We start from the raw sequence: 20,867 nt of genomic DNA on the forward strand, positions 1-20,867 counted from the left end.
GTTATATGGATTGTTTTGATGTTCTTGGGAAAGGGTTACAACTTGGATGTTAGCAGAGACTATTTAACCGCAGCGTTGGGCGAGTTGATGCAAAATCCCTTCACGTAAGGCGCCACCTGAAAGCTGTAACGTTTCAATATTAAGCAACTCAAATAAGGCGAGTAAAATAGCAATTCCAGCGGCGAAAGTCGGGGCTCTTTCCGGCTTTAAACCTTCAATGTCGAGCATGGATACGGAGTTTTGTGCCAGAATTTCTTGCTTCAATCTATACAGGACATCCAAGGTTATGGCTGTCGACTCACCTCGAGCGCAGAGCAGCTCAACAACCGACTGTACGCTACCTGAAGCACCTACAACACTATGCCAGCCAAGCCTGCTTAGTTGCTGCTGATATTCTCCCAGTACGTTTTCAACATGGTGTCTAACATGATCAAAATCGGATGGTTGAAAAGGAAATTGGTTAAAGAAGCTATGATTAAAAGTAACACAACCCATTGGTAAACTGGTTTTTAACAGCACCTTATTACCGTCACCAATAATAAATTCGGTACTAGCACCACCGATATCAATCACTAACCGCCGCCCACGACCTTCAGTCGTCGCAGCCATACCTTGATAGATAAGATCAGCTTCTTCGATACCAGAGATAATACGGATGGGATGAGGTAATACAGTGAGTGCTTGTTGGCAAAAGTCATCAGCGTTGCTGATTTTTCTTAAAGTCGCTGTCGCAATGACCTCGACATTATCCGCTGAGACACCCTCTTTCTTAAGCATTTCAGCGAACATAGCGAGGCAGTCAATGCCTCGCGTCATGACTGACGAATTAAGCAACCCGTCAGCTTCGATCCCTTCAGCTAAACGTACTTTACGTTTATATTTGGCAATAATTTGTGGATGATGACTAACGGTTTTAGCCACCATCATATTAAAACTATTTGAGCCTAACGTTATAGCTGCGTAGCAAGGAGCGCTCATTAAGCGAAATCTCTGTTACGAATGTCTGCGTGTCGTGTCATGACGACGCGGACCACTGTTACGATGCCCGCCTTGTGGACGAGAGCCATTGCGATCACGTGTATTACGCGTATGACTGCTCGGCTTACGGTGAATACGCTTCGGTGCTGGAATATCATCAAGCAGCGCTTCACTATCATATGAGGTTACTGGTACCGAATGCTTAATATAGCTCTCAATCGCAGGCAAGTTTAATGCGTACTCTTCACATGCAAAGCTAACTGACACTCCCTTCTTACCTGCGCGACCAGTACGACCAATACGGTGCACGTAATCTTCACAGTCATCAGGTAGATCGTAGTTATATACATGCGAAACATCAGCAATATGTAGACCTCGAGCAGCAACATCTGTTGCGACCAAAACATCTATTTCACCGTTAGTAAACTGCTCCAGAATACGTAAACGCTTCTTCTGTGGCACATCACCGGTCAGTAAACCAACACGATGTCCATCACCTTCAAGCCATGACCACACTTTTTCACAGCTGTGTTTAGTGTTAGAGAAAACAATCGCCTTTTCTGGCCAATCTTCCTCAAGCAGTGAGAGTAGAAGTGGCATCTTCTCTTCCATAGATGGATAGAAGATCTCCTCTTTAATATTCTTCGAGGTTTTCTCGTCTGGTTCGACTTCAACTTTCACAGGCTCATTCATATGGTCGTAAGCCAGCTCTTGCACTTTCATTGAAAGCGTGGCTGAAAACAACATATTTAAGCGCGATTTAGCATCAGGCATACGTCTAAACAAGAAACGAATATCTTTAATGAAGCCCAAGTCGAACATACGATCCGCTTCATCAAGCACAACCGCTTGAATCGCACTTACGTTAATAACACCTTGGCGAACATAATCGATAATACGACCCGTGGTGCCAATTAAGATATCAATACCTTTATCAAGCACTTTACGCTGTGCGTCATAGCCTTCACCGCCATAAACGATACCGACTTTAAGGCCAGTATGTTTAGCAAGTAAGTTGGCATCTTTAGCGATTTGAATCGCAAGCTCACGTGTTGGCGCCATAATGATGGCTCGTGGCTGACTGATCTGACGATCAGCAGGAACGGGTTCAGTTAATAGGTGATTAAACGTGGCGACTAAAAAGGCAAGGGTTTTACCTGTACCCGTTTGCGCTTGCCCTGCTATATCTTTTTTCTCTAATAAAATCGGCAATGATAATGCTTGAATAGGCGTACAAAAATCAAAGCCTACTTCGTCCAGTGCCAGTTGTACTTCTTTCTGTAGCGGGAAGTCGGCAAACTTTTTTGTAGATAAATGTGTATCGCTCATAGCGCAGGCTTACCTGTAAAAGGTTGCAATAAGGAACTCGATCGTTTGAAATAACGGTAGAATTGTTATCGCTGAAAATTGGGGCTCACTCAGAGAAACGGTTTTCACGGTATTATTAGCATCGGTGACGGAATCACTATTCCCTCTTTTTATTATGATGCTTGGAATTTTAGCGTGTATTAAACGTTCTCTATAGGGCGAACTAAATACGCTTTTAGGCGTTAGTCGTCGTCGACTTAGGCTCACTATGCCTACAATTGATCGACTTGTCTAAAGCGTTTTACGATCGCTTCGAGTGGCGTCTTTAATAAATGATTAACTTTAATAGCTTGAAAAGCTATTTTACCGACCCAATATACAGGTTAAGCCATTAACAAACCAGCAATGGCAACCAAACTGGAGAACAACATGAGCGACAAGATTGTATACTTAAGCGACGATAGCTTCGAAAATGACGTAATTAACTCTGAACTACCAGTTCTGGTTGATTTTTGGGCAGAATGGTGTGGTCCTTGTAAAATGATTGCCCCAATCTTAGATGACGTAGCTGAAGAGTATGCAGGCAAGATCACTGTTGCTAAGTTAAACGTTGACCAAAACAACGTATCACCGGCTAAATACGGTGTTCGTGGCATTCCAACTTTGCTTTTATTTAAAGCGGGTGAGTTAGCGGCAACGAAAGTAGGCGCACTTTCAAAAACTCAACTAAGAGAGTTTATCGACGGACAACTGTAAGACTTTAGAGGCTAAACCTGCCCACTAAAGCTAGATTGAGTGATTCCCGACACAGCTTCAACAAGAAAATGTGTCGGGTTTAATTAAATTTCTAGACGCCCTGCCTTGTTAGTGCTACTTTAATAACCAAAGAGATTCTAACTAACCCACTTCCCGCTATCCGATCGATACTCAATAAGCTTCATACCCATTGATCTAAGATGGCATAGTCACGTGAAAACAAGACCCCCCAAGATGAATTTATCAGAATTAAAAGACACACCGATTTCAGATTTAGTACAACTAGCCCAAGACATGAAGCTAGAAAATATGGCCCGCGCTCGTAAGCAGGACATCATTTTCTCAATCCTAAAGGCCCACGCGAAAAGCGGTGAAGATATTTTCGGTGGTGGTGTATTAGAGATTTTGCAGGACGGTTTTGGTTTCTTACGTAGCTCTGATGGGTCTTATTTAGCGGGTCCTGATGATATTTATATCTCACCTAGCCAAATTCGTCGCTTCAACATGCGTACTGGTGACAGCATTTTTGGCAAGATTCGCCCGCCAAAAGAGGGCGAACGTTATTTTGCTCTGCTAAAAGTTACCGAAGTTAACTTCGATAAGCCTGAAAACTCTCGCAACAAGATCCTTTTTGAAAACCTAACGCCACTGCATGCTGAAGAACGTATGCGTATGGAACGTGGTAATGGTTCTACGGAAGATATCACTTCACGTATTTTGGACCTATGCTCTCCTATCGGTAAAGGTCAACGTGGTTTGATTGTTGCGCCGCCAAAAGCGGGTAAAACGCTATTATTGCAAAATATGGCGCAAAGCATTGCTTATAACAATCCAGATGTTGTGCTAATGGTACTGCTCATTGACGAACGTCCTGAAGAAGTTACCGAAATGCAACGTATGGTGAAAGGTGAAGTTATTGCTTCTACTTTCGATGAGCCAGCAAGCCGTCACGTACAAGTGGCTGAGATGGTCATTGAAAAAGCTAAGCGTCTTGTAGAGCACAAGAAAGATGTTGTTATCTTACTCGACTCTATTACTCGTCTTGCTCGTGCATACAACACTGTGATCCCATCATCAGGTAAAGTTCTTACTGGTGGTGTTGACGCTAATGCTCTGCATCGTCCTAAGCGCTTCTTTGGTGCAGCTCGTAACATCGAACATGGCGGCAGCTTGACTATTATCGCCACTGCGTTGGTTGATACAGGCTCTAAGATGGACGAAGTTATTTACGAAGAGTTTAAAGGTACTGGTAACCAAGAGTTACACCTTTCTCGTAAAGCCGCTGAAAAACGTGTATTCCCAGCCATTGATTTCAATCGCTCTGGTACGCGTCGCGAAGAGAAACTCACTACAACAGATGAACTTCAGAAAATGTGGATCTTGCGTAAAATCTTGCACCCAATGGATGAAGTCACTGGTATGGAATTCTTAATCGACAAATTGGCTATGACCAAAACGAACGAAGAATTTTTCACAGCAATGAAACGCGCTAAGACCTAACTCTACTAAGATCTAGCTCTAACGTCTCAACTGCTAAAAAAACCGCATTTATGCGGTTTTTTTATGTCCATTTTTTATGGTTATTCTTGCACGCTGTTATTTTCACAATCGGTCTAGTATTTTCCGCATAAAGACTCTTACCAGTCCAAACGATGCATCTTGCTCCTCTCCCACAATGGACCAGCCATGTTTAACATAGAATTTGAGCGCTTGCTCATTGCCTTTAAAGATTTCTAACCGCAGGTGTTCATAACCTTCATCTCGTTGCATACTCTCAACCTGCGCTAATAGATACCCCCCTAAACCGGTTTGCTGTAATTGAGGATGGATCATCAAGAGATGGATGAATCCCTCTTCAGCAGCGCAGAAGCCTTGTATTTTTCCATCCACCTCAAGCAGCATGATATTTTCAAGATGTTCAATAATCTCTTTGTCTGAACCACCACCATTGATAAACCAGTCAACGCCTTCATCACCTAAGAAGGAACGATAACACTTGTCTATCGTCTCTCTCGCTAACGTCTTTATAACGTCTAAATCTGCGGCATCGGCTTGCCTAACTTTTGTCATTGGTTGCCTGTCAGGAATGTCTTTAATCAACCTGCTATTTGTCCGTGCCAACCACGCTTTTGAGCGCACCCTTAACATATCTCTGAGCAGTAATACCACCGGCGTCACATGCTCTCGGCCAGGACAAACAAGATAGAGGTCGGCCTCTTCACCAACGTAATCCGTTAGCATAGGCACTAATCGCCCTGATTCAAGATCATCCGTTAAATCAAGGCAGGACTTAAACACCACCCCTTGGCCAGCCACAGCCCAGCGCCGTGCAACATCAGCATCGTTGCAGGTTCGATTAGACGTCACTCGCACCTTATATTGCTGACCTTCTTTGCTGAAAAACCATTGATCATGCGTGCGCTCATCTAACATAAAGAACAAGCAGTTATGTTGCTGCAGCTGCTCTAAATTATTAACCGCTCCCATGCGCTCGATATACTCAGGCGAAGCACATAGTACTCGCGTGGAGTCACAAATTTTAAAGGCCACCAGCGATGAATCTTTGGGTTTACCAGAGCGTAATGCGACATCAATTTTGTCTCGATAAAAATCAGACAAGTTATCGCCAATATGAAGACGAAGTTTGAGTTCTGGATACTCGGATAGAAAATCATCGAGCCAAGGTAATATAATATTACGGCCAACATCCGATGGTACGGCTAGACTCACGGTGCCCGAGATCTGGGTCAGGCTCGAGGTAATTGCCCGCTGCCCCATGTCAAGATCAGCTAATGCCGATCGACAATGGATCAGATACCGCTCGCCAGCATCGGTTAGCCTAAGGCTGCGAGTACTGCGAATAAACAAGGTTGTACCTAGCTCTTTCTCTAACCTTTTAAGGCCTGCACTTGCCACCGCAGAAGAGATATCCAGCTCAACCGCGGCGCCCGTCAGGCTGCCACAATCAGCGACTCTCACGAAAAGAGTTAGATCATTTAGCTGCATTATCAATTATTCCTTTATAAACGACCGACCATTACTAATACTTTATTGTATTAAATCACCACGTTTTTACCAATAAAAATTCTACTTAATCAGAGCATCACTGTTAGTGATTTTTATATCAGCCAAAAAAAAGCCTGCAAGTGCAGGCTTTAATGTTTAGCGTCTTTAGTCCCCCACAAGAGTCGATAGCCATGGGGTTCGAGCACTTTTTTCAACCCATAAACCTAAACTAAAGTGACTGCCATTTTTCGTCTTAGATAGGCAATCTGCTGCATATGCGGCAGGTCCTTAGGGCAATTATCTTGGCACCCTAGCAAAGTCATGCAGCCAAAGACACCGTCTTGGTTACCAATCACATGATAATAATCTTCAAGCTCACGACCGTCACGGCTATCAAGCTCAAAACGCGCAAGTTTCATCATGCCCACGGCACCAACAAAGGTTTCGCGCATCTGTTTAGTGGCACAGGCTGATACACATACACCACACTCTACACACCGTTCTAGCTCGTAGAGTTTGGCTGCTTCTACTGGGTCCATCGGCGCTTCTAAGCGGTGAACATCCAAATCATCACTGATGGGGTGTAGCCACAACTTTAAACGCTCGGCCAGCTCGCGCATAAACTTGCCGGTATTGACTGACAGATCACCAATCAATTCAAACCCAGGTAGCGGCATCAACATGATGTCACCTTTCGGGTATTTGCGGGTTAATGTTCGGCAAGCCAACGTTGGAAAACCGTTAATGACCATAGCGCAACTGCCACAAATACCTGCTCGGCACACAAAATCAAATTGCAACGAGGTATCTTGTTCTTCACGTAAACGGTTAAGCGCAATAAAGACCGTCATACCCGGTGTTTCTTCAAGCTGGTACTTCACCATTTTAGGCTTATCGCCCGGTTCTTGTGGATCATAACGGAATATATTAAAGGTTAACATCCGCCCTTTTGTGGCTTCTGGGCTCATTTCGCCTCTCCTGCAACTTGCTGATCTAACATTTCACTCAAACGTTCATTCTTAGGTATTAATGACTCTGGCACCTCAAATGGCATTAAGGCATTTTGTCTTTCGTGCCTATCGGCATCATCACCTAACTGACTCAATATCTCAGTGATCTGCTGCTCGCGCTTGCCCGTATCAGGATGCGCTATCGCATTGTTAATACCATAACCACGGTAGCCAGGCGGTAACTCCATCTTCATTACATCCAACTGCTCATATTCCAGCGTCGGCGATAACGCTTCTGCGTTTGGCCAGCTTGCCAAAGTGCGGTTTAGCCAGTCTTTATCGTTACGCTGCGGGAAATCTTCACGAGCGTGTGCTCCGCGGCTCTCAGTACGTGCTGCAGCGCCAGCAGCAACCGTTAGCGCAACTTTCAGCATACGTTTAACACGCAGTGCTTCTACAAGCTCTGGGTTAGCGTGGCGCTTCTTACATTTAAGGCCTAATGCTTGAGCACGCTTAAGTAACGCTTGTAGCTCGTTAACGGCTTTTTCAAGCTCAGGGCCATTACGGAAGATGCCCACGTAATCCATCATGATCCGTTGCATCTGCTTTTTCAGTTCAAACGGACTTTCAGTCCCTTCACCATCGACTAAGTCATCAATCTCGCTTTGCACTTTGCCAACAAAAGACTCAACCAGACCAGTATCAATCTCTAAGGTATTTTGCTGGCAGAAATCAGCCACGTACTTGCCGATAATCATGCCGCCAACGACCGTTTCAGCAAGAGAATTACCACCGAGTCGGTTAAAGCCGTGCATATCCCAACAAGCGGCTTCACCTACACTAAACAGGCCTTTTAACTGCGGATTCTGCCCTGTTGAATCGGTACGGATACCCCCCATTGAATAATGTTGAGTCGGGCGTACTGGGATCCACTCCTTAGCAGGATCGATACCTAAAAAGTTCTCACAGATCTCTTTCACTTCACGCAAGTTAGTTTCAACATGCTTACGGCCAAGCAAGGTAATATCAAGCCATAGATGCGGTCCATAAGGGCTATCAACGCCTTTACCTTTGCGCATATGTTCGGTCATACGGCGCGACACTACATCACGTGATGCCAACTCTTTCTTTTCAGGCTCATAGTCTGGCATAAAGCGGTGACCATCTTTATCTCGCAATAAGCCGCCGTCACCACGACAACCTTCTGTCGTTAAGATCCCGACGGGTACGATGGCTGTAGGATGGAACTGCACCGCTTCCATGTTACCCAACTTGGCAACACCGGTTTCAAGCGCAAGTGCTTGGCCTATCCCTTCACAGATAATGGCATTGGTTGATACTTCATAAATTCGGCCGTAACCACCGGTGGCTATCGTGGTCGACTTAGCGACATAAGCACGTAGTTCTCCGGTCACCAGACAGCGTGCTACTACGCCATGGCAGCGCTTACCATCATGGATAAGCGATAAGGCTTCCATGCGCTCATGCACCGGGATATCCATCGATATCGCTTTGTTATCGACGGCATATAGCAGTGAATGACCGGTACCATCAGCCGTGTAACAGGTACGCCATTTTTTAGTACCACCAAAGTCACGGGCATTAATTAAGCCATGCGCAACTTCAGCCTCTTCGAGGGTGACTTTCTCGGCGTTAACCACCACTTGTCTTGGGCCTGCCGTAACGCGTGTCCAAGGTACGCCCCAATTCGCCAACTCACGGACTGCTTTAGGGGCACAATGAGCAAACATACGTGCCACATCTTGATCGCAACCCCAATCAGATCCTTTTACCGTATCTTGGAAGTGCACATCTTCATCATCTCCCATACCTTTCACGGTATTGCCCAGACTTGCTTGCATGCCACCTTGCGCCGCAGCCGAATGCGACCGTTTAGCAGGGACTAATGACAATACAACAGTATCTAGCCCACGCTCTTTTGAGGCGATGGCGACGCGTAATCCAGCAAGTCCAGCGCCGATCACTAACGAATCGGTATATATCAGTTTCACACGTGCTCCTTAAGCGGGTACAGAGTCAATTTATGGTTCTTACATTCAAATATTTGATTTACACAGCATTGTGCTAATAAGTGCTTTCGACTAACCATTTGCGTAAGGCAAAAAGGCCAGCAATGAAGCAATACCCACCACAATAAAGATGGCACTGATAATGCTTTTTATTTTTTTCAGCCTGCTACGACTATTGAGATCTCTGACGGCACCCCACTTAACCGCAACACGATATACACCAATGGCTGCATGCAGTTCAACGCAAAAGAGTAAAGGTAAATACAGTAACCATACGCCCTGTTGCCAAATTCTATCCGCACTGCCATAGGGCCCTATGGTTTCCGGTGCAGCGCCAATGAGCCACAAATGCACTGGCAGTAGCAAAAAAATCACCACGCCAGTAACGGCTTGCCAAACCCATAAACGAGTGTCGCCGTGGTTCACCATGCTGAGTTGCTGCTTTAGCGCTTTTTGTTGACGTAGGTTGAGCGGCATTTTGTGCGCCGCAACCAAAACGTGAACCAATACGATAGCGGCAATAACAACAGCGATGACCGTCACCACCCAAGGGTAGCCATGACCGTCAGCCGTTAAAAAACTCAGTTCCATGGTTTTAGCGACCCATGTCATCGCATCTTTACCCAATAATATGGATGACACCAATAACAGGTGCGTCCACAAAAATACCGCTAGCACCACCCCACTGGCGCTTTGGCTTATATCAAGCCAACCACTCAATTTACCGCGATTTTTTATTATTCTCATTCGCTTCCCTATCCATGTTGTTGAATTTTCGCTTAAAGACACTGTAACCAATGTCGCTCACAAATAACTTCCCAACAGTGAGGTAGATCAACAAAAAAGTAATTAATCCAGCGATACCTAATTTATCGATTAATAAAATATGGCCGTAACTAACTAGGGCGATAAGCTTCAACGGGCAAGCTCAAATCACTGCCAATGATTAGATAAGATATAAGACTCATAAGACCAATGACGATAAGATAAATAATCAAGCCTTTAGCCAGCTTACGCAGCCCCGTACGTTTAGTGGTTAAACCCCACTTAACTGCCACGCGGTAAAGTCCTATCATCGCGTGGATCACCACAGCAGGTAGCAGTAAGGCGTATAGCAACCAAGCATTTTGGTTGTAGACTCTGTCAGCCGAAAGATGAGGACCTATTTCTGGATTGGCTATCATGGTAAAGAGGTGTACAGGCACAAGGAAGAACAACACAAAGCCCGTAATCAGCTGCCAGAACCACGCATGGCTGTCTTTATGATTAATCACTGACATATGACGTCTAAGTGCACGCCACTGCCCTATTTGCGCAGGGAAACGACGTAAAGCCACTGCCGCATGCGCCATCACCACCAGTAACATAAACACCGAAAAAACCTTAGTGACAATCGGGAAGCCATGTCCCGTTGAGCTAAACATGCCCCCTTCGAGAAACTGCACTACGGTATAAAACGCCTCTTTACCAAGTAAAATGCTAGATTCAAAATGTAGATGAGCTAATAGAAAGCAGCCCATCAATACACCGGTGATGCTTTGTATTTTGTCCGCTTTAGCTGATGCGGGATGTCCGGTTGCGCTTACGTAGGATGCTAACATAGTAGTTATCTTGTTTATCTTATGCCTAGTCGTGGGATTTACACTCTAGCAACTTGTTAATCACCTCGTTGAAACTGCATTTTCAATCGTGATCTTGCTCACGCTCTTTCAAGTGAGTATTAGAGTAAGATCACAAACAAGGCATAAAACACAGAACAGCGGTAATACCTTTTAACCAATGATTTTCAGCTACTTGAAGCAACATTTCAAACAAAACAATCTAAACGTCCTCCTGAGGGATACTGTTATTACAAGCGGACTATAAGTCACTAATTGCTCAAGTAAAACAGTGACTAATTGCCATAGAGTCCTGCACCTGATTTAAGCTTAACGAAATACCCAACTCACTTCAAAACGCTGGTTTCAGAGCTCAAGTAGGATAGCTGAACAAGGCAATGATTGAGATAATGGTTATTCCCTTTTCGACATGCTGAATACTGCATTCTGAGGTCGTTTGGGTATACAATACGTCGATATATCTAGCTAACGAGAATTGTCATGCCTTGGATCCAACTAAGAATTGATACCGACGGCCCTCACGCAGACGCACTTAGCGATCAGCTGATGGAAGAAGGGTCAATTTCCATTACCTTCGAAGACGGTAAAGACACCCCGATCTATGAACCCACTTTGGGTGAAACACCACTGTGGAGTCACACGGTCATCATTGCACTATTTGAAGCCGATCACGATTTAGCACCTGTGGTTGAGCGTCTAAAACTGCTGCCTTATTTAGGTAAAAACTTCGGCCATAAGATAGAGCAAGTTGAAGACAAAGACTGGGAACGTGAATGGATGGATAACTTCCACCCAATTAAGTTTGGTGACCGCCTTTGGATCTGTCCAAGCTGGCGTGAGATCCCAGATCCAACCGCGGTCAACGTGATTTTAGATCCCGGCCTTGCCTTCGGCACAGGTACTCACCCAACCACCGCTTTATGTTTAGAGTGGCTAGATGGACTCGACTACCGCAATAAAGACGTCATCGACTTTGGTTGTGGCTCAGGCATTCTCGCTGTCGCTGCGCTCAAGCTAGGGGCTGAACGTGTCACAGGCATCGATATCGATTACCAAGCAATTGACGCATCTAAAGCCAATGCAGAGCGTAACGGCGTGCAAGACAGGCTTTCGCTGTATCTGCCAGAAGACCAACCCGCAGATCTGCAAGCAGACATCTTAGTGGCAAACATTCTTGCAGGCCCATTACGTGAATTGGCGCCATTAATTGCTGATAAAGTGTTGCCAGGCGGCCAACTTGCCCTTTCAGGTCTACTAAAAGAACAAGCTGAAGAAGTTTCAGCCTTTTATAGCAAATGGTTCGACATGGACGAGCCTGCTCACAAAGACGACTGGAGCCGCTTGACAGGGATACGCAAATAACGGTAATACGCGGCGCACTCTGCGCCGCGACAGACTTCTCACCTAGCAAAAGTCAAGAAAAAAAGTTGCCCTCAGGTCATTTATTGACCTTTTCACAGGCTTGAAAAAGGCGTACTATAGCGCCCCTTTGACGAGCAAGGTGATTTGATAAATGCAGATTGGACCCTATCGACTGAAAAATCAGCTGATCGTGGCCCCAATGGCAGGTGTCACGGACCAGCCCTTTAGAAATCTTTGTATTCGTTATGGCGCAGCCATGGCGGTTTCAGAGATGCTTTCATCTAATCCTGATGTTTGGGATACCGATAAAAGCCGCTTACGTATGACACACGTAGGTGAAGACGGAATACGTTCGGTTCAAATAGCCGGTTCAGACCCTGAATTAATGGCGAATGCCGCTGTTGTGAATGTGCAACAAGGCGCTCAGATCATTGATATCAATATGGGCTGTCCAGCAAAAAAAGTGAATAGAAAGCTAGCAGGCTCCGCTTTGTTGCAAGATCCACAGCAAGTAGAATTAATTCTACGTGCCGTAGTAGCAGCAGTTGATGTGCCTGTGACACTAAAAATTCGAACGGGGTGGGCTCCAGAGCACAGGAATGGTGTTCATATCGCCCAGATTGCAGAAGATTGTGGCATTGCTTCGTTAGCCGTTCACGGCAGAACAAAACAGTGCATGTACAAAGGCAATGCCGAGTACGACACGATTAAAGCAATTAAAAAACAGATCTCGATACCTGTCGTCGCTAATGGAGATATTTTAACGCCAGAGAAAGCACGCTTTGTGCTGGATTATACTGGTGTGGATGCTTTGATGATAGGCCGGGGCGCTCAAGGACGGCCTTGGATATTTAGGGAAATCCAACATTACTTGGACACAGGTAATAAGCTAGCGCCCGTTGAGATGGATGAAAAGCGTCAATTGATGCTGGAACACCTTAAACTGCTTTACGCATTGTATGGCGATTATAAAGGCATCCGTTTCGCAAGAAAGCACGTTGGATGGTATCTAAACCAAGAAACACAACGCGCTTTTCGAGCTGAGTTTAATCAGCTTGTGACCGTTGAAGAACAATGTTCCATGGTGGAACACTATTTTGATGAATTTGCAGCAAATAAATAAAGAGCAGAATACGAATGTTTGATCAAACAACTCACACTGAAGTTCACCCACTGACTGTTGGCAAAATCGAAACCGCAAGTGGCGCAATCAAGCCACAGTTATTACGCGATGCAGTAAAGCGTGCGGTAACAAACTTTTTCGCTCAGATGGACGGGCAAGAAGCTGAAGAAGTATATGAAATGGTGTTAAGCGAAGTTGAAGCTCCGCTGCTAGATATCATTATGCAACATACTCGCGGCAACCAAACTCGTGCTGCAAACATGCTAGGTATCAACCGTGGTACTTTGCGTAAAAAATTAAAAAAATACGGCATGAACTAAGACTCACGTCTTAATATGTTGTATCGAAACGGGTTAATCAGAAATGGTTAACCCGTTTTTGTTTATACGTCCCCCCATATGCCCCCGCTGTATTGTTGCTCTTTCGAAAATCACCTAAGCCTACAGCTACTTATCCACAGAATATTTCATCCGACAAGATGCTCGCCAAAGTCTTCAACACTGATTGACTATCACGGCCTAAAACTTCCCAAACCTTCATTCGACCACACCTCCTCAAAGATCAGGGCTTCAGCCACACACATGAAACTCAGATGACACCAATGATAATAAACTCAGCTAAACATTGGCATAATTTGATGTTTAACGCTGTCCCATTTAATTACCTGTTGCTGAAGTAATCTCTCACAATGAGCAAGCTTGTAAGCTGCTTAATCTTCCATTGTGATTAAAAAAGCTTCTAACTGAGTGATATTCATGCCATATTTTTGCTTATTCACCACTTTATTCAAGCTAAATAGGGACGTCATTGCGAGCATTTGATTTTGATTTAAAAGGTTTGCAGGTGTTTGTGATTGCAGCCCAAACTGGCAGCATGACAGAGACGGCTAAACGTTTAGGATTGACGCAATCTTCAGTCTCTCAGACCCTATCGATGCTAGAAAAGAACCTTAAGGTCGAGCTGCTTGATCGCAGTGTTCGGCCTCTTGCACTTACTATCGCTGGCCGTTATTTTTTCGATCAATCTAGCCATCTTCTTTCCCAAGCAGAGCAAACCCAAAAGGTGTTTACTCAGGGGACATTTGAACAGCTTCATTTAGTGCGTATTGCCATGGTTGATTCTCTGGCAACCTCTTTAGGTAAGCCGTTAATTGAAGTGGTAAAGAGGCGAACCGAGAACTGGAGTCTAACCACGGGTCGCTCTCATATGCACGCGGATGCACTGGTGTCTCGTCAGGTCGATATTATTATTTCTGATGATGCACTTGAAGACTGTGATGACCTCTGTCGCTACCCCATATTAAGCGAGCCTTTTGTGTTAGTGGTTCCTCTGAATTTAAGCTGCCAATATGCAGATGTGAGTTCCATTAATGATATTAATCGTTTACTGCAAAAGCTAGATTTTGTGCGCTACACCAATGACTCTTTAATCGGCACCAATATAGAGCGCTACTTAAGACGAGTTGGCCTTGAGCCTGCCATGAGGTTACAGCTCGACAATACCTTTGCCGTGCTCTCTATGGTCGCGTCTGGCCTAGGCTGCACCATCACCACACCGCTATGTTTATACCAGAGTGGGATCCCTTTAGCGCAAGTAAGGTGCCTGCCTCTTCCTGCTAACGATGGCTTTAACAGGCGTCTTACCTTGGTCACTCGACGGCATGAACTGAGCGATTTGGCTGAGCAGATGGCCAGAGACAGTTGTCAAATCATGTCTCAGTGTTTCCTACCAGAGCTTGAAAAGGATCTGCCTTGGCTGGTATCAGCCATCGATATTGGTTAGTGCGTAGAATGAGTTTTTGCGACTAAAAACTAAAAAATAAGCCGCTGATGTTTTTCATAGTATTAAAATTATTAATACTACAGCGTTAGTACAAATGATTGTTGTTGTCGTTAAGCCAGGAGGCTATTAGGTTCGGTCAGGTATTAATTCAAAGCGAATTATCCGGGCCATTTCGCAAACCAAGATTAAGGGAAGTGTCATGTCACATGAATCAAAGATACAACATGCTCCTAACACAAAAAATAAAAGCATTGAGTATAAAGCCGTTTCCGATGAATACATGAGCCAACGTCAACTCAAAAAAGGGGTTGCTGGCTGGGTACTGCTGGCCAGTCTGGGGATCTCCTATGTGATTTCAGGCGATTTTGCCGGATGGAACTTTGGTCTTGAACTTGGCGGATTTGGCGGAATGCTTATCGCCACTCTGGTGATGGGCTTAATGTATATCTGCTTAGTATTAAGTTTAGCGGAGATGTCATCTTCACTGCCGACGGCTGGCGGTGGCTATAGCTTTGCCAGACGCGCCATGGGACCTTGGGGCGGATTTCTCACCGGCACAGCTATTTTATTAGAATATGCCATCGCGCCTGCCGCTATCGCTATCTTTATTGGCGGTTATGTCCATGAGCTTGTCGGTATAGACGGGCCGATTGTCTATGCGGCCTTCTATGTCGTGTTTGTCGGTTTACATCTGTGGGGAGCTGGTGAAGCACTGAGGATCATGATGGGGATAACCCTGCTCGCGGTGATCGCTATAGGTGTCTTTATGGTGGGCATGGTGCCACATTTCGACTCGGCCAATCTATTCGATATTGCGGCCAACCCTAATGTTGCAGGATCCAGCAGTTTCCTTCCTGAAGGTTATATGGGGATCTGGGCCGCACTGCCATTTGCGATGTGGCTGTTTCTTGCGGTAGAAGGCGTGCCATTGGCCGCTGAGGAAGCGAAGAACCCAGCGAAAGATATGCCTAAGGGGATTATCGCCTCTATGTTGGTATTGATCGTATTTGCTGCAGCGGTGTTATTGCTCGCTCCTGGAGGCGCAGGCGCCGAAGCGATGAAAACCCATGGCGCGCCATTAGTGGGGGCACTGCAATCTGTTTATGGTCAGGATTCACTGGCTGCCAAGTTTGTTAATATTGTCGGTCTGTTTGGCTTGATTGCCAGTTTCTTCTCTATTATTTATGCCTATTCACGTCAAGTTTTCGCCCTCTCCCGCGCCGGTTATTTGCCCCGTTTCCTCTCGCTGTCTGGAAAACGTAAAGTGCCAGTTTGGGCGTTAATCGTACCGGGAATATTGGGCTTTCTGTTGTCGCTAACCGGTGAAGGTGACTTGATGATCACCATGGCGGTATTTGGCGCTACTATCTCCTACGCGATGATGAGTTTGTCACATATTTTACTGCGTAAAAAAGAACCTAATCTTGAACGCCCTTATAAAACCCCTGGCGGTATTTTTACATCCTCTATCGCATTAGTGCTCTCACTCGTCGCACTCGCATCCACCTTTGTGGTCAGCCTTCAGGCTGCCATGTGGTCGGCCCTCTTTTATCTCATAATGGTGACTTACTTTGTCCTCTATAGTCGTCATCGATTGGTGGCTTCGGCACCAGAGGAGGAGTTTGACATGATCGCCTCAGCTGAGTCTGAACTTAATTAGTATTAAGAGGCTGGCAGTGAGCTACTTTATTCTGTCAGCCAAGCTTATTCCCTGCAAATTTAGCGACTAAGATTAAAAAAATATAATAAGTAATAAATGAAGTCTGACGATGAACTGCAGCGCTAAGCCAAGTTCATCTTATCAAGAACAATAATAAGGAAGCGCGAATATGGAAGCGAGACAAGTTAACAGTATTGCCGATGCCATTGCCATTATAGAGGAGCGTGGTTTAGCCCATATTAAGGTTGGTCTATTTGATAATGATGGGGTGATGCGCGGTAAGTATATGTCTAAGTCCAAGTTTATAGCTTCCTTAGATAAAGGCTTTGCATTTTGCGATGTGGTACTTGGTTGGGACGTCAAAGATCAACTCTATGACAATGCTAAATACACAGGGTGGCACACAGGTTATCCCGATGCACCAGTGCGGATATTACCCCATACCTGCCGCGATGTAATTGGTGAAGAAGGCATGCTGCTGTTTATCGCAGAGTTTGCCGGAGAAGCTGAAGCTGTCTGCCCACGAGGGACACTAAGACGTGTGATAGAGAAAGCTGAAAGCATGGGCTTTAACCCGTTTGCGGCATTGGAATATGAGTTCTTTTTATTTAACGAAACACCAAAATCAATCCGCGAAAAAAACTTCCGCAATCTAGAGACAATAACCCCAGATTGGTTCGGTTACTCAATGATCCGTAACTCTGTGCACTCTGATCTTTATCAAGCTATTTTGTCGATGTCTGAGACCATGGATTTTCCTATCGAAGGGATCCATTCCGAAACAGGCCCAGGCGTAATTGAGGCGGCGATTGCGGTTGATAATGCCGAAGCGGCGGCCGATAAAGGGGCACTGTTTAAAACCTTTATGAAGGTGTTGGCACAGAGACGGGATCTGATGGCGACCTTTATGGCGAAGTGGTCAGGGGATTATCCGGGGCAAAGTGGCCATATTCACCTCTCATTACAAAACAAAGATGGTAGCTCGGCTTTTTATGACCCCAGCCAGACTCACAGCATGAGCAAAATACAACGGCATTTTTTGGCTGGCCAACAGGCATTGATGCCTGAATTTCTGTGCATGATAGCCCCGACTATTAACAGTTATTCTAGGATGGTCCCCGGATTCTGGGCGCCTACTGATGCCACTTGGGGCGTTGAAAACAGAACCACGGCTTTGAGGGTTATTCCTGGATCGGCGTCATCTCAGCGGGTTGAATATCGACTCGGTGCAGCCGATGCGAACCCCTACCTTGCACTTGCTGCTGCACTTGCCAGCGGCCTCTATGGCATAGAGCACGAGTTAGAACCGCAAGCTCAAGTGAAAGGTAACGCTTACGAGCAGAGCCATGATGCGTCATTAGCGCTGCCCGCCACTCTGTGGGATGCGACGCAACGATTCAAGCAATCTTCAGCGGCAAAAAGCTGTTTTGGTGAAACCTTTGTCGAGCATTACGCCATCAGCCGTGAGTGGGAAGAGCGTGAGTTTAGAAAGCATGTTACCGATTGGGAGATGGAGCGTTATTTCGAGATTATTTAAGCCCACAAGCATCTTTCTGCTGCTGTGAGTTTTATGGTGTAAACCACTTATTTGAAGTTAAAGTTGAAATTTAAGTTGTAGCAATGGAGTTACCTTATTTATGGAATCATTCTCGAAACCAGAGATGCAGCACACCCTATCTCCCATAGATGGCAGCATTTTTGTCAGCCGTCCGCTCGCTGACGAGCATCAGCTATTAGCCTCTGTCGAGCAAGCAACGGCAGCCTATAATAGTTCTGAGGCAAGCTGGAAACTGACCCCGCTATCTCAACGTAAAGCCTTATGTAAACAGGCTATCGAGCAGTTATTGAGTCATAAAGATGACATAGCGAAAGAACTGAGCTGGATGATGGGACGACCTATACGTTACGGCGGCGGTGAGCTTGCCGGCGTTGCCGAGCGCAGTGACTATATGATTGAGGTTTGCGAGCAAGCGTTAGCGGATATCCAGCTCGAAGAAAAGTCAGGCTTTACCCGTTATATCAAACGTGAATCCTTAGGCACAGTCTTGGTTATCGCTCCCTGGAACTACCCTTTTTTAACCGCGATAAATGCCATCATTCCTGCTTTATTGGCGGGTAATTGCGTGATACTCAAACACTCAGCTCAAACACCACTGTGCGCCGAGCGCTTATATCAGGCCTTTAAAGAAGCGGGATTACCTAAAGGCGTTTTTCAATACTTGCATATGAGTCACGATAACACCGCCAAACTTATCGCCAATGAGCAGATCAATTATGTGGCGTTTACCGGCTCTGTTTATGGCGGGAAGATGGTAGAAAAGGCCGCTTGTGGACGCTTTATTGGTGTTGGTCTAGAGCTTGGCGGCAAAGATCCCGCCTATGTCCGTGAGGATGCGGATATAGACAGTGCCGTTGAGACCTTAGTCGATGGTGCTTTTTTCAACTCAGGACAATCTTGCTGCGGAATTGAGCGCATCTACGTCCACCAGCACGCTTATGATGAATTTGTCAGTAAGGCGGTGGCCTTAACCAAACAATACCAGTTAGGGCGTGCAGATGATCCAAGCGCCACCTTAGGCCCCATGGTGCGCACCTCAGCGGCGGATTTTGTCAGAGAGCAGATAGCTGATGCAATTGAGCAAGGTGCCATAGCCCATATAGACGAAGCACTGTTTCCGCTGAGTCAGAACGGAACGCCTTACCTTGCACCACAGATCCTGACACATGTAGATCACTCTATGAGCGTGATGACACAGGAGTCGTTCGGCCCTGTGGTCGGGATAATGAAAGTATCGAGTGATGACCAAGCCATTACATTAATGAACGACAGCGATTTTGGCTTAACCGCCAGTATCTTTACCCAAGATATCGACCTCGGGATTGCGTTAGGTGAACGCCTGCAGACAGGGACTTTTTTCCTTAATCGCTGTGATTATTTAGATCCCGCATTAGCGTGGACAGGGGTAAAGCAGTCGGGTCGTGGCTGCACTCTATCTCAGTTAGGATTTGAGCAGCTGACTCGGCCTAAGTCATTTCATATAAAGCATATTTAACTCAGTGCCCGTATAGGCTAGATCCAAAAGGGAGTAGATAGATGGATTTACATGCAAGTTGGAATTTCCCCACTGCCATCACAGTGGGTGAAGGCTGTTTAGATCAGCTTGGTGAGCGTTGCAAAGTACTTAATATGACCAAAGTGCTGTTGATCACCGACCCTGGTTTATCCGGTTTGTCGATGGTCAAAGAGGCAATAGCATATTGCATAGAAGCTGGACTTGAAGCTGATGTTTTTGCTGATATACAGGGAAACCCAACCGGCAACAATGTTCGCGATGGCGCACTGTTTTTAAACGCTGGCGGTTTCGATGGTGTGGTAGCGTTCGGTGGCGGCTCAAGTTTAGATGCAGCAAAAGCAATCGCCATGATAGCGAAGCAAGCGATCTCTTTATGGACCGCCGAAGATATTGGCAGTAATTGGACTCTTGTCGATGAAAGCCTAATGCTTCCAGTGGTGGCAGTGCCCACCACTGCAGGGACGGGTTCTGAAGTAGGCCGCGCGTCAGTCATCACCGACACCGATGGACCTCATCATATTAAACGCATTATCTTTCATCCCAATATGCTACCCGCGCATGTTTTGCTCGACCCGACATTAACCTTAAGCTTGCCACCTCATATTACCGCGGCAACGGGTTTAGACGCCTTGTCGCATAATCTAGAAGCCTATTGTGCGCCTTTTTATCACCCTATGGCGGAGGGAATTGCTATTGAGGGGATACGTTTAGTGAAAGACTTCCTTCCAAGAGCTGTGACCAATGGTGAAGACATTGAAGCGAGAACACAGATGCTAGTAGCTTCGACTATGGGAGCGACCAGTTTTCAACGTGGTTTGGGCGGAATGCATGCTATCGCTCACTCCCTTGGTGCGCTGTATAACAAACATCATGGATTATTAAATGCGATTTTAATGCCCTATGTGTTGATACGAAACCGCAGTGTTATAGAGGAGCGCATCACACGTTTGTCGCGATACCTTGAGTTAGATGACGCGAGTTTTGATGGTTTTCTGTCTTGGGTGCTAACGCTAAGGGAGCAACTTAATATTCCGCACACCTTAGCCGAGATAGGGATCAATTTAGATGACGCGGTTTTGGTCGGAAAAATGTCAGCCAAAGACGCGGCTTCCGCAGGCAATCCGATAATATTAACCGATGCCGAGTATTCATTGCTCTTTAGTGATGCGGTTAAAGGTCAATTAAAATAATACCCGTCTGGGAGTCACAATGTGCGGCT

17 protein-coding genes and 1 pseudogene are annotated in these 20,867 nt (G+C 45.7%); 10 read left to right on the forward strand and 8 right to left on the reverse strand.

The window, feature by feature from the left end; genetic code table 11:
- Positions 1-63: 63 nt before the first annotated feature.
- Positions 64-978, reverse strand: a complete 915-nt coding sequence (locus tag CXF83_RS21285; protein WP_101089790.1) for a Ppx/GppA phosphatase family protein — start codon at positions 976-978, stop codon at positions 64-66.
- Between the two features lie 15 nt (positions 979-993).
- Entirely contained in the window at positions 994-2,307 is a 1,314-nt protein-coding gene (rhlB, locus tag CXF83_RS21290; RefSeq protein WP_101089789.1) for an ATP-dependent RNA helicase RhlB, read from the reverse strand.
- Between the two features lie 408 nt (positions 2,308-2,715).
- Here rhlB and trxA point away from each other — a divergent pair, with 408 nt between their 5' ends.
- Both trxA and rho read left to right on the forward strand, forming a co-directional pair.
- Entirely contained in the window at positions 2,716-3,042 is a 327-nt protein-coding gene (trxA, locus tag CXF83_RS21295) for a thioredoxin TrxA (protein WP_101089788.1), read from the forward strand.
- Between the two features lie 234 nt (positions 3,043-3,276).
- Positions 3,277-4,542 carry a transcription termination factor Rho gene (gene rho / locus CXF83_RS21300; RefSeq protein ID WP_101089787.1) on the forward strand — a complete coding sequence of 422 codons (1,266 nt, stop codon included), beginning with the start codon at positions 3,277-3,279 and terminating at the stop codon, positions 4,540-4,542.
- A 102-nt stretch (positions 4,543-4,644) separates the two neighbouring features.
- On the opposite strand, the gene CXF83_RS23030 is transcribed toward rho, so the two are convergent.
- The 6 genes and pseudogenes from CXF83_RS23030 to CXF83_RS21325 form a co-directional block, all read right to left on the reverse strand.
- Positions 4,645-5,112, reverse strand: a complete 468-nt coding sequence (locus tag CXF83_RS23030) for a GNAT family N-acetyltransferase (RefSeq protein ID WP_308303182.1) — start codon at positions 5,110-5,112, stop codon at positions 4,645-4,647.
- Positions 5,113-5,148: 36 nt separating this feature from the next.
- Positions 5,149-6,048: pseudogene (locus CXF83_RS22880) on the reverse strand (LysR family transcriptional regulator); the annotation flags it as partial.
- A gap of 224 nt (positions 6,049-6,272) precedes the next feature.
- The gene (locus CXF83_RS21310) at positions 6,273-7,016 is read right to left on the reverse strand and encodes a fumarate reductase iron-sulfur subunit (RefSeq protein ID WP_101089786.1); all 744 of its coding nucleotides are present in this window, start codon (positions 7,014-7,016) and stop codon (positions 6,273-6,275) included.
- Positions 7,013-9,010 carry a fumarate reductase flavoprotein subunit gene (locus CXF83_RS21315; protein ID WP_101089785.1) on the reverse strand — a complete coding sequence of 666 codons (1,998 nt, stop codon included), beginning with the start codon at positions 9,008-9,010 and terminating at the stop codon, positions 7,013-7,015. Before CXF83_RS21315 ends, CXF83_RS21310 begins: the two co-directional genes overlap by 4 nt.
- Before the next feature lie 90 nt (positions 9,011-9,100).
- Entirely contained in the window at positions 9,101-9,775 is a 675-nt protein-coding gene (locus CXF83_RS21320) for a fumarate reductase cytochrome b subunit (protein ID WP_101089784.1), read from the reverse strand.
- Positions 9,776-9,924: 149 nt separating this feature from the next.
- Positions 9,925-10,629 (reverse strand): fumarate reductase cytochrome b subunit, encoded by a 705-nt coding sequence (locus tag CXF83_RS21325; RefSeq protein ID WP_101089783.1) that lies wholly within the window; start codon positions 10,627-10,629, stop codon positions 9,925-9,927.
- A gap of 498 nt (positions 10,630-11,127) precedes the next feature.
- Between CXF83_RS21325 and prmA the strand changes: the two genes are divergently transcribed.
- The 8 genes from prmA to CXF83_RS21365 all read left to right on the forward strand — a co-directional run bounded on the left by prmA (position 11,128) and on the right by CXF83_RS21365 (position 20,838).
- Positions 11,128-12,009, forward strand: coding sequence for a 50S ribosomal protein L11 methyltransferase (gene prmA / locus CXF83_RS21330; protein WP_101089782.1), 882 nt, complete (start codon positions 11,128-11,130; stop codon positions 12,007-12,009).
- 151 nt (positions 12,010-12,160) lie between these two features.
- The gene (gene dusB / locus CXF83_RS21335) at positions 12,161-13,132 is read left to right on the forward strand and encodes a tRNA dihydrouridine synthase DusB (protein WP_101089781.1); all 972 of its coding nucleotides are present in this window, start codon (positions 12,161-12,163) and stop codon (positions 13,130-13,132) included.
- Between the two features lie 14 nt (positions 13,133-13,146).
- A complete protein-coding gene (gene fis, locus CXF83_RS21340) occupies positions 13,147-13,452 on the forward strand; it encodes a DNA-binding transcriptional regulator Fis (RefSeq protein ID WP_012153658.1) in 306 nt (101 codons plus the stop codon).
- Between the two features lie 487 nt (positions 13,453-13,939).
- Positions 13,940-14,914 carry a LysR family transcriptional regulator gene (locus tag CXF83_RS21345; protein WP_101089780.1) on the forward strand — a complete coding sequence of 325 codons (975 nt, stop codon included), beginning with the start codon at positions 13,940-13,942 and terminating at the stop codon, positions 14,912-14,914.
- A 199-nt stretch (positions 14,915-15,113) separates the two neighbouring features.
- Complete coding sequence (gene eat / locus CXF83_RS21350) at positions 15,114-16,574, forward strand: ethanolamine permease (protein WP_101089779.1); 1,461 nt, start codon at positions 15,114-15,116, stop codon at positions 16,572-16,574.
- Positions 16,575-16,743: 169 nt separating this feature from the next.
- On the forward strand, positions 16,744-18,111 hold the full coding sequence (locus CXF83_RS21355; protein ID WP_101089778.1) for a glutamine synthetase family protein: 1,368 nt from the start codon (positions 16,744-16,746) through the stop codon (positions 18,109-18,111).
- A gap of 100 nt (positions 18,112-18,211) precedes the next feature.
- Complete coding sequence (locus CXF83_RS21360) at positions 18,212-19,627, forward strand: aldehyde dehydrogenase family protein (protein WP_101089777.1); 1,416 nt, start codon at positions 18,212-18,214, stop codon at positions 19,625-19,627.
- Positions 19,628-19,668: 41 nt separating this feature from the next.
- Complete coding sequence (locus CXF83_RS21365) at positions 19,669-20,838, forward strand: iron-containing alcohol dehydrogenase (protein WP_101089776.1); 1,170 nt, start codon at positions 19,669-19,671, stop codon at positions 20,836-20,838.
- Positions 20,839-20,867: the final 29 nt, after the last annotated feature.

Origin of the sequence: Shewanella sp. Choline-02u-19 (assembly GCF_002836205.1) — a bacterium.
Taxonomy (GTDB): Bacteria; Pseudomonadota; Gammaproteobacteria; order Enterobacterales; family Shewanellaceae; genus Shewanella.

Bases quoted from the DNA above. Each gene is read 5' to 3' on its own strand.
- CXF83_RS21285 (WP_101089790.1), bottom strand. From the start codon at position 978: ATGAGCGCTCCTTGCTACGCAGCTATAACGTTAGGCTCAAATAGTTTT.
- rhlB (WP_101089789.1), bottom strand. From the start codon at position 2,307: ATGAGCGATACACATTTATCTACAAAAAAGTTTGCCGACTTCCCGCTA.
- trxA (WP_101089788.1), top strand. From the start codon at position 2,716: ATGAGCGACAAGATTGTATACTTAAGCGACGATAGCTTCGAAAATGAC.
- rho (WP_101089787.1), top strand. From the start codon at position 3,277: ATGAATTTATCAGAATTAAAAGACACACCGATTTCAGATTTAGTACAA.
- CXF83_RS23030 (WP_308303182.1), bottom strand. From the start codon at position 5,112: ATGACAAAAGTTAGGCAAGCCGATGCCGCAGATTTAGACGTTATAAAG.
- CXF83_RS21310 (WP_101089786.1), bottom strand. From the start codon at position 7,016: ATGAGCCCAGAAGCCACAAAAGGGCGGATGTTAACCTTTAATATATTC.
- CXF83_RS21320 (WP_101089784.1), bottom strand. From the start codon at position 9,775: ATGAGAATAATAAAAAATCGCGGTAAATTGAGTGGTTGGCTTGATATA.
- CXF83_RS21325 (WP_101089783.1), bottom strand. From the start codon at position 10,629: ATGTTAGCATCCTACGTAAGCGCAACCGGACATCCCGCATCAGCTAAA.
- prmA (WP_101089782.1), top strand. From the start codon at position 11,128: ATGCCTTGGATCCAACTAAGAATTGATACCGACGGCCCTCACGCAGAC.
- dusB (WP_101089781.1), top strand. From the start codon at position 12,161: ATGCAGATTGGACCCTATCGACTGAAAAATCAGCTGATCGTGGCCCCA.
- fis (WP_012153658.1), top strand. From the start codon at position 13,147: ATGTTTGATCAAACAACTCACACTGAAGTTCACCCACTGACTGTTGGC.
- eat (WP_101089779.1), top strand. From the start codon at position 15,114: ATGTCACATGAATCAAAGATACAACATGCTCCTAACACAAAAAATAAA.
- CXF83_RS21355 (WP_101089778.1), top strand. From the start codon at position 16,744: ATGGAAGCGAGACAAGTTAACAGTATTGCCGATGCCATTGCCATTATA.
- CXF83_RS21360 (WP_101089777.1), top strand. From the start codon at position 18,212: ATGGAATCATTCTCGAAACCAGAGATGCAGCACACCCTATCTCCCATA.
- CXF83_RS21365 (WP_101089776.1), top strand. From the start codon at position 19,669: ATGGATTTACATGCAAGTTGGAATTTCCCCACTGCCATCACAGTGGGT.